The organism is Accumulibacter sp., assembly GCF_029255285.1.
Classification (GTDB): domain Bacteria; phylum Pseudomonadota; class Gammaproteobacteria; order Burkholderiales; family Rhodocyclaceae; genus Accumulibacter.
On the sequence record NZ_JAPUVI010000048.1, the window covers coordinates 45,251 to 53,806 of the forward strand.

Sequence of the window (8,556 nt, forward strand, 5' to 3'; positions counted from 1 at the left end):
TCCTCAGAAGCCGAGCGGGCTCGGTTTGTCGGCGTTGATGCCGAACTGGGTCAGCGCGCGGGCCAGGATGCCGCGCTCGATGTCGCCGTCGTCGGCCAGGCTCTTCAAGGCAGCGAGGACGATGTAGCGGGCGTCGATCTCAAAGAAATCGCGCAGCGCGACGCGGGTGTCGGAACGACCGAAGCCGTCGGTGCCGAGCACGGTGTAGCGACGCGGCACCCAGTTGCGGATGAGGTCGGCGTAGGCGCGCATGAAATCGCTGGCGGCGATGATCGGACCGCGGCTGGCGCGCAGCTGGGCGGTGACATAGGGCTCCCGCTGCTCGCTTTCCAGGTGGAGCAGGTTCCAGCGGTCGCAGGCGATGCCGTCCTTGCGCAATTCGCCGAAGCTGGTTGCGCTCCAGACGTCGGCGGCAATGCCGAAATCGCTTTCAAGAATGGCGGCGGCCGCCAGCACCTGACGCAGGATGCTGCCGCTGCCGATCAGCTGGACGCGCGGCTTGTCGTCGGCGAGCAGCGCGCTGCGCAGGCGGTAGAGGCCGCGGTGAATGCCTTCCTCGGCGCCGGCCGGCATGGCCGGGTGCGGGTAGTTCTCGTTGTAGAGCGTGACGTAGTAGAAAACGTTTTCGCCGACGTGCATCATCCGGCGCACGCCATCCTCGGCGATCACAGCGACTTCGTAACCAAAGGCCGGGTCATAGGCGCGGCAGGTGGGAATGGTCGCGGCGTAGATCTGGCTCTGCCCGTCTTCGTGTTGCAGACCTTCGCCGGAGAGCGTCGTCCGGCCGGCGGTGGCACCGAGCAGGAAGCCGCGCGCCTGGCAGTCGGCGCCGTTCCAGATCAGATCGGCGACGCGCTGGAAGCCGAACATCGAATAGAAGATGTAGCACGGCAGCATCGGCTGGTCGCTGTGCGACCAGGCCGTGCCGGCCGCCAGCCAGGAACCGAGCGAGCCGGCCTCGGAAATACCTTCTTCGAGGATCTGGCCCTTGATGTCCTCGCGATAGAAGGCGAGCTGGTCCGAGTCCTGCGGTGTGTAGCGCTGGCCCCAGGGCGAGTAGATGCCGAACTGGCGGAACATGTCCTGCATGCCGAAGGTACGTGCCTCGTCGGCGACGATGGGGACGATGCGCTGGCCCAGGTTGCTGTCGCGCATCAGCTTGGTCAGCAGGCGGACGAAGGTCATCGTCGTCGAAAATTCACGCTCGCCGGAGTCGGCATGGAAGGCGGTGTACAGGTCCGGCGTAGCCACGGCAATCGGCGTCGCTTCCTGACGCCGCTGCGGCACGAAACCGCCCAGCGCGGCGCGGCGCGCCTTGAGGTAGCGCACCTCCTTGCTGTCTTCACCGGGGTGGTAGAAGCGGGCGTTTTCGAGGTCGTCGTCGGAGAGCGGCAGGCCGAAGCGTTCGCGGAAGTGGCGCAGGTCGTCATGCGCCAGCTTCTTGGTCTGGTGCGAGGTGTTGGCGCCCTGGCCGGAGGCGCCCATGCCGTAGCCCTTGGTCGTCTGCGCCAGGATCACCGTCGGCTGGCCGCGATGCTTGGCCGCCGCGGCGTAGGCGGCATAGACCTTGATCGGATCGTGTCCGCCGCGGATCAGCGCGTCGATGTCCTTGTCCGACATGTTGGCGACCAGCGCCGCCAGTTCAGGATAGCGCGAGAAGAAGTGCTGGCGGTTGTAGTGGCCGTCGGTGGCCGACAGCTTCTGGAATTCGCCGTCCACCGCTTCGGCCATGCGCTTCAGGATCCAGCCTTCGGTGTCGCGGGCAAAGAGCACGTCCCAGTTGCTGCCCCACAGGCACTTGATGACATTCCAGCCGGCACCGGCGAACAGCGTTTCCAGTTCCTGCACGATGTTGCCATTGCCGCGCACCGGGCCGTCGAGGCGTTGCAGGTTGCAATTGACCACCAGGATCAGGTTGTCGAGCTGTTCGCGGGCGGCGAGCGAGATGCCGGCCAGCGATTCCGGTTCGTCCATTTCGCCGTCGCCAACATAGACCCAGATCTTGCGGTCGTTGGCCGGCATGATCTCGCGGTGCTGCAGGTAACGCTGGAAGCGCGCCTGGTAGATCGCAGTGAGCAGGCCGAGGCCCATCGAGCCGGTGGGGAACTGCCAGAATCCCGGCATCAGCGTCGGGTGCGGGTAGGACGACAGGCCGCGACCGATGCCGCCAGAGACTTCACGGCGGAAATGGTCGAGGTTGTCTTCGCTCAGCCGGCCTTCAAGAAAGGCGCGGGCATAGACGCCGGGCGCGGCGTGGGGCTGGAAATAGACCAGATCGCCGGGGTGGTCGGCACTGGGGGCGCGGAATAAATGGTTGAAGCCGACCTCGAAAAGGTCGGCAATCGAGGCATAGGTGGCAATGTGGCCACCGAGTTCGGGATGCGCCTGGTTGGCTCGCATCACCATGGCCAGCGCGTTCCAGCGGTGGATGGCGGTGATGCGGGCTTCCAGATCAAGATCGCCAGGGTAGGGCGGCTGCGCCTCCACCGGAATGGTGTTCCGGTAAGGCGTGGTGTGGCGGGTGTGGAATCGGCCACCCGCCCGGCGGCCCGACTCGATCAGTCGGTCTACCAGAAACTCGGCACGCGGCACACCAGCGCGCTCGATCACTTCCTGCAGGCTGGCTTGCCAGTCCTGCGTTTCGTCGTCGTCTTCATCGACCCAGTCCTGGGCCGGGTGGCGGCTCGTGTCCTTGCTCATGGGATCTCTCCTCGTGTCCGTTATGGCTGTCGATGGAGAAAACTATAGGCCCGCGAGCACTTTCAAGTGTTGCTATATGTGCTGCCATTTGCCACTATTTGGCAATATTCGATAAGAATTGATTGGCCATGGGCAATAAACGAGACTTTGCGGCGCTCGATGATACCGATTGCCGTTTGCTGGAGCTGTTGCAGGCCGACGCACGCATCACCAACGTCGCGCTCGCAGAGGCGGTTCACCTCTCGCCGGCCCCGTGTTTGCGCCGCGTGCGCGACCTCGAAGCCGCCGGGGTCATCCGCGGCTACGTCACCCTGCTGGACCCGGAAAGCGTCGGCCTCGACGTCTCGACGTTCATTCAGGTCAGCCTGGAAAAACAGGTCGGCAGCGTGCTGCAGGTTTTCGAAGCGGCCATCGATTCCTGGCCGGAAGTCATGGAGTGCTACCTGATGACCGGCGATTCGGATTACCTGCTCCGCGTCGTCGTCCCCGACCTCAAGGCCCTGCAATCCTTCATCGTCGACCGCCTGGCTCGTATTCCGAATGTCTCCAATATCCGCTCCAGCGTGGCGATCAAGCAGATCAAATACAAGACGGCGTTGCCGGTGGCGTGAAGGCCGATGCTGGGCCCATATTGAGTTGCCGTATTGCCTCAATAGGCTGTGGCAAATGGAATGAGCGGCAGTTCGCCGGCGCATTCCTGGCGAATGTGGCCGGTTGGCTGAAGGCCTGTTTCGGCCGAGGACTTGCCACGGGGGCGGTCTTCTGGAACGGCTGTTCGACTCTGAAACCCAGCGTTAAGGTGGTTTCTACGAATGTTCATACCGCTCATGCCAGTCGGATTCCTTTTTCATAGACCGTGCGGCTCAGCTCAACGACGGGATGAACGCCTTTCCAGGTCATGCTCTTGGGTCACTCCAGCATCGTTCGGGTGTCGGTCAGCTTGGCGCCGTTCCAGTGCTTTTCCAGGATTCCCCGGCAACGCTCCACCGGATGGTATTTGCTGTGCTAGGCGGATCGTAGAGGAGGCGGATGGATTTGCCGAGGTGATCGGCGAACTCAAGCATGCGTTTGAGAAATTGCGTGCGCCGGCCATTCTGGGGCCACGTTCATCTCGTCGACACCTTGGCGGATGCGTGTTTTGAGTTCGTCCTGAGAACTGACGCGGATATGTCGCAAGAAGGTGAGAGCCATTTTTGAGACGGCGCACTCGATGAGGTTGAGCCACGAGCCGTGTTTGGGGGTGTGGACATACGCCAAGCGCTCAGGGCGCGTGGCGGGCGAGAAACGCCCGGGTTTCCTTCGAGATATGTGCCGAATGATTGTCGAGGACGAGACGAACAATCGCCTCTGGAGGATAGTGGGCGTTGATGTCCTTGAGCAACTCCATGAACTCGGCGCTACGCTGCCGATCCTCGACGCGCTCGAAGATATGACCGGAGTGCCGATCGATGCCGGCCAGAAGCGAGACGGTGCCATGGCGAACGTACTCGTAGTCGCGCCCGAGGGTAGCCGCTTTGTCAGGTATCGGGGGCAAGTCCGGCGCCGTCAGACCCAGCGCCTGAACACCTGGCTTCTCGTCGACGCTCACGGTGTAGATCGGTTGCCGACGCGCATCATGAACAGAGGTGGCCCCGTTTGTTTGGACAGGAAATTCTCTTGGATAAGTGGAGCCCGGCCAGTTGCGGTCAAGTGACCGGTGTTGCGGTGGGTTTTGACTTTCCCGGATTTGATACAAAACGAATAGAGCTCGGTGGAGCTTGTGGGCGAAGGGACGTGCGGTGGGAAAGTCGTCAGACTTTTCCATGGCAAGCGGCCTGGTGCGCGACAGCGCATCGTCCACAAATCCACGGAGTCCCTTCCTCATCCCTTACGCCGCGGGTCGCGTGGCAGACGCGAGGGCTACGAAGTAGGCGACGTCCGGCGTCTTGCCTTCCAGGGAACGATGCGGTCGGCGCTCGTTCTAGAAACGTAGATACGTGGCCAGGTTGGCCTTCGCGTCGGCGACGCTGTCATGGGCCTTGAGGTAGACTTCTTCGTTACTTGGCGCTTTTCCACAAGCGCTCGACGAAGAGGTTGTCGCGCCAGGACCCCTTGCCGTCCATGCTGATCCGGATCTCGTGCGCCTTCAGGAGGCCAGTGAACTCGCCGCTGGTGAATTGACACCCCTGACCGGTGTTGAAGATCTCTGGACGACCAGAGCGGTGAATGGCTTCCCGCACGGCGTCCAGGCAGAAGTCGGTGGTGAGCGTGTTGGAGAGCCTCCAGGCGAGCACCCGGCGCGAGTACCATCGATCACCGCGCACAGGTAGAACCCTCGGCGCATCGGGAGGTAGGTGATGTCGGCTGCCCACACCTGATTCGGTCGCTCGATCGCGAGATTGCGCAGGAGGTAGGGATAGATTTCATCCCCCCGCGGCCGACGAGAGGTGTTGGGTTTCCGATAGAGGGCTTTGATCCCTATGCGCTCCATCAGCGTGCCGATGTGCTTGCGTCCCGCAGAGAAGCCATCGGGCCGCAGCAGATCGCGCCGCATGCGGGCGCTGGCGAACGGGTGCCCGAGGTGCCACTCGTCCATCCGGCGCATCAGCGCCAGGTTCTCCCGCGTCACTTCGCGCGGGGCGTAGTACGCGGTCGAACGCGTCACCCCAGTTAGCAGGCACTGACGCGATACGGGGTTTTTGTGGCGGCGGTTAATCATCCTCTTGCGGGAAGCCCACCCGCCTTGGTGAGCGCATGTTCAAAAAAATCATTTTCCAGCGTCAACTGGCCGATCTTGGCGTGCCGCTTCGTCAGGTCGAAATCGCTGCCAGCCGGGCTGCTGGTGTCTCCAAAAACCTGCTCCGCGCGCTCCGTCAGTTGCCGCTTCCAGTCGGTGATCTGATTCGGGTGAATGTCATTCTGCTGCGCCAGCTCAGCTAGCGTCTTGTCGCTCTTCAGCGCCGCCAGTGCCACCTGCGCTTTGAACGCCGGTGTGTGGTTTAGCCTGGTCCTTCTGGTCATGTGCTTGCTCCTGTGGCGGCTGGTTCCGCAGCCGTTCGTTGGGGCAAGGCTATCACTTATCCTCCTGTCCGAATTTCCGGGGCCACCTCTCCGAGCCGAGTTGCGACAGCACCAGCATCGAGGCCGCGACAAGCTCCGCTGGGCGGGGCGAATCGCGACGACTGCACCGCTTGGCGCGCCGCTTCGACCCGACACGGAAAAGCGGCTCGGCTGCCTGATGTCCGCCGCGGCCAGCGTCAGCCTTGCCGCCCGGGTAGCGCTGCGTTTCGGCAGCCCACCGCTGACCGATATTGATCCTTATCAAAAACCATGGCTTGTGCGGCGATATGCCACATTCTGCAAGTCAGCCTTACTTCCTAGAATGCCGGGCGCAAAGAAAACCACCCAGGGAGAGGAAGATGAAGTTTGTCAGGAAACCCACCGTCGTCGCGGTTGCTTTGACTCTGCCCTGCCTCTGGCAGGGCGCAATCGCCCAGGAAAGTGCCGCGATGCCGGTGATGGGCGAAGTCGTTGTCAGGGCGTCGAAAATCGAACACCAGGAGCCATTTGGCGCCAGCCGTCTCGACGCGGCGACTCTCGCCCCCTATCGCGCGGCAACCAGTGACACGGCCAGCCTGCTCGACCGCCTGCCGGGCGTCAGCCTCTACGGCGCCGGTGGCGTTTCCAGCCTGCCGGTCCTTCGTGGCCTGGCCGACGACCGCATCCGGATCAAGGTCGATGGCATGGATCTGATCTCCTCCTGCGCCAACCACATGAACCCACCGCTGTCCTACATCGACCCGACCAACGTCGGCAGCGTCATGCTGTTCGCCGGCATCACGCCGGTCAGCGTCGGCGGCGACAGCATCGCCGGCACGATTCTCGTCAACTCGGCGGCGCCGGAGTTCGCCAAAGCGGGCGAGGGTGCCTTGCTCAAGGGGCAGGCCGGCGCCTTCTATCGCAGCAATGGCAACGGCCGGGGAGCCAACCTGTCGGCCACGCTGGCCAACGAAATGTTCAGCGTGAACTACTCGGGCTCCACCGCGCAGGCTGACAACTACACTGCGGGGGGGCGCTTCAAACCTGCTGGACTATCAGTGGGAACCTCGGAGCGGCTGGCCGGTGACGAAGTGGGCTCGACGCAGTACAAGTCCGAGAACCAGTCGCTTGGCTTCGCGCTGCGATATGCGGAGCACCTGCTCGAACTCAAGTTCGGCTACCAGCACATCCCCTACCAGGGTTTTCCGAACGAGCGCATGGACATGACGCTCAACGACAGCCACCAAGTCAATCTTCGCTATCTGGGGCAGTACGGCTGGGGTTCGCTGGAGGCGCGCGCCTATTACAACGACACCCGCCACAAGATGAATTTCCTCGCGGACAAGCTGACCCTGGCAAATCCGGCCGGCATGCCGATGGATACAGAAGGTAAGACCGCCGGTGCGCTACTCAAGGCGGATGTCTTCGCCTCCGATCGCGACCTGTTCCGCGTCGGCGGCGAGTACCAGAGGTATCGCCTGGATGACTGGTGGCCGGCCATCGGGCCGTACGTACCGCCCATGGGCGGGATGGGCGGCATGGCCGGCATGAGCATGAACATGATGAACGGTTCGACCTTCTGGAACATCAACGACGGCAAGCGCGACCGCTTCGATGTCTTTGGCGAATGGGAAGCGCGCTGGAGCGGGCAATGGCTGTCCCAATTGGGCTTGCGCAGCAGCACCGTATGGATGAATACCGGCGACGTGCAGGGCTACAACCCGGTGGTCTACGGCGATCCGGCGAACCCGAAGTCGATCCCGGGCGCGTTCAATGCCGCCGATCGCAGTCGAACCGATCACAACCTCGATCTGACGGCATTGCTGCGCTTCACTCCCGACGCCCAGCAGACCTACGAAGCCGGTGTTGCGCGCAAGACGCGCTCGCCGAACCTGTATGAGCGCTACGCCTGGTCAACCAACAACACCATGACGATGACCATGATCAACTGGTTCGGCGACGGCAACGGTTACGTCGGCAACCTCGAGCTGAAGCCGGAAGTCGCCAATACTGTCAGTGCCACCGCCAGCTGGCACGACGCCGAGCGCGAGCAGTGGGGTTTCAACGTCACGCCCTACTACACCCACGTCCAGGACTACATCGACGCACGTCGGTGTTCCGGGGGAGCGATGATGACGTCCTGCGATCGCAACAACGTGATCGCGACGACCGGCTTCGTCAATCTCCAGTTCGTCAATCAGTCGGCTCGCCTGTACGGCGCCGACATTTCCGGCTTCTTCACGCTGCTCCAGGGTGGGGAGCTCGGCAAGGTGAAAATGACGGGAGTGGCGAGCACCGTCAGGGGCAAGAACGCGGACACCGAAGACAATCTCTACCACCTGATGCCCTTGAACGCCAAACTGGCTCTGGTGCAGCAATCGGGGCCGTGGACGAACACTCTCGAAGGCGTCTTCGTAGACGCCAAGACCCGGGTTTCCAGCGTTCGCAACGAGTTGGAAACCGCTGGCTACGCCTTGATGAATCTGCGCAGCAGCTACCAGTGGAAGCAGCTTCGCCTCGATGTCGGCGTCGAGAACGTGTTCAACCGGTTCTACGATTCGCCGCTCGGCGGTGCCTATCTTGGCCAGAGGCCGATGGTCTATGGCACCGCCGTTCCCGGCATGGGGCGCTCGCTCTATGCCGCTGCCAACCTGCGGTTCTGAGTGGAAGTGCCGCCACTGAGTAACCGGTAACTACCCGGCGTTCTTGCCTACGCCCGAAGGCTGTGCAAAGGCGATCGAAGTGGATTGCGGGCGAAGAGTTTCTTCCAGAGTCGCGGCGTGAGTTCGTGGACACGGCTGGCCGGAGGCTGGCCGACTCGCGGCAGCACATCGACCA

At 62.8% G+C, this 8,556-nt stretch carries 3 protein-coding genes and 2 pseudogenes; 2 read left to right on the plus strand and 3 right to left on the minus strand.

Annotated features, from left to right (window positions below):
* Window positions 1–3 precede the first annotated feature (3 nt).
* Window positions 4–2,700 (minus strand): pyruvate dehydrogenase (acetyl-transferring), homodimeric type, encoded by a 2,697-nt coding sequence (gene aceE, locus Q1M07_RS07270; RefSeq protein ID WP_300452523.1) that lies wholly within the window; start codon window positions 2,698–2,700, stop codon window positions 4–6.
* A 128-nt stretch (window positions 2,701–2,828) separates the two neighbouring features.
* On the opposite strand from aceE, the gene Q1M07_RS07275 reads away from it, so the two are divergent.
* On the plus strand, window positions 2,829–3,311 hold the full coding sequence (locus tag Q1M07_RS07275) for an Lrp/AsnC family transcriptional regulator (protein WP_300452525.1): 483 nt from the start codon (window positions 2,829–2,831) through the stop codon (window positions 3,309–3,311).
* Between the two features lie 445 nt (window positions 3,312–3,756).
* On the opposite strand, the pseudogene Q1M07_RS07280 reads toward Q1M07_RS07275, so the two are convergent.
* A pseudogene (locus tag Q1M07_RS07280) lies at window positions 3,757–4,330 on the minus strand (IS630 family transposase); the annotation flags it as partial.
* A 237-nt stretch (window positions 4,331–4,567) separates the two neighbouring features.
* Window positions 4,568–5,700 (minus strand): annotated as a pseudogene (locus Q1M07_RS07285) (IS3 family transposase).
* A gap of 398 nt (window positions 5,701–6,098) precedes the next feature.
* Between Q1M07_RS07285 and Q1M07_RS07290 the strand changes: the two are divergent.
* Entirely contained in the window at window positions 6,099–8,381 is a 2,283-nt protein-coding gene (locus Q1M07_RS07290) for a TonB-dependent receptor (protein ID WP_300452527.1), read from the plus strand.
* Window positions 8,382–8,556 lie beyond the last annotated feature (175 nt).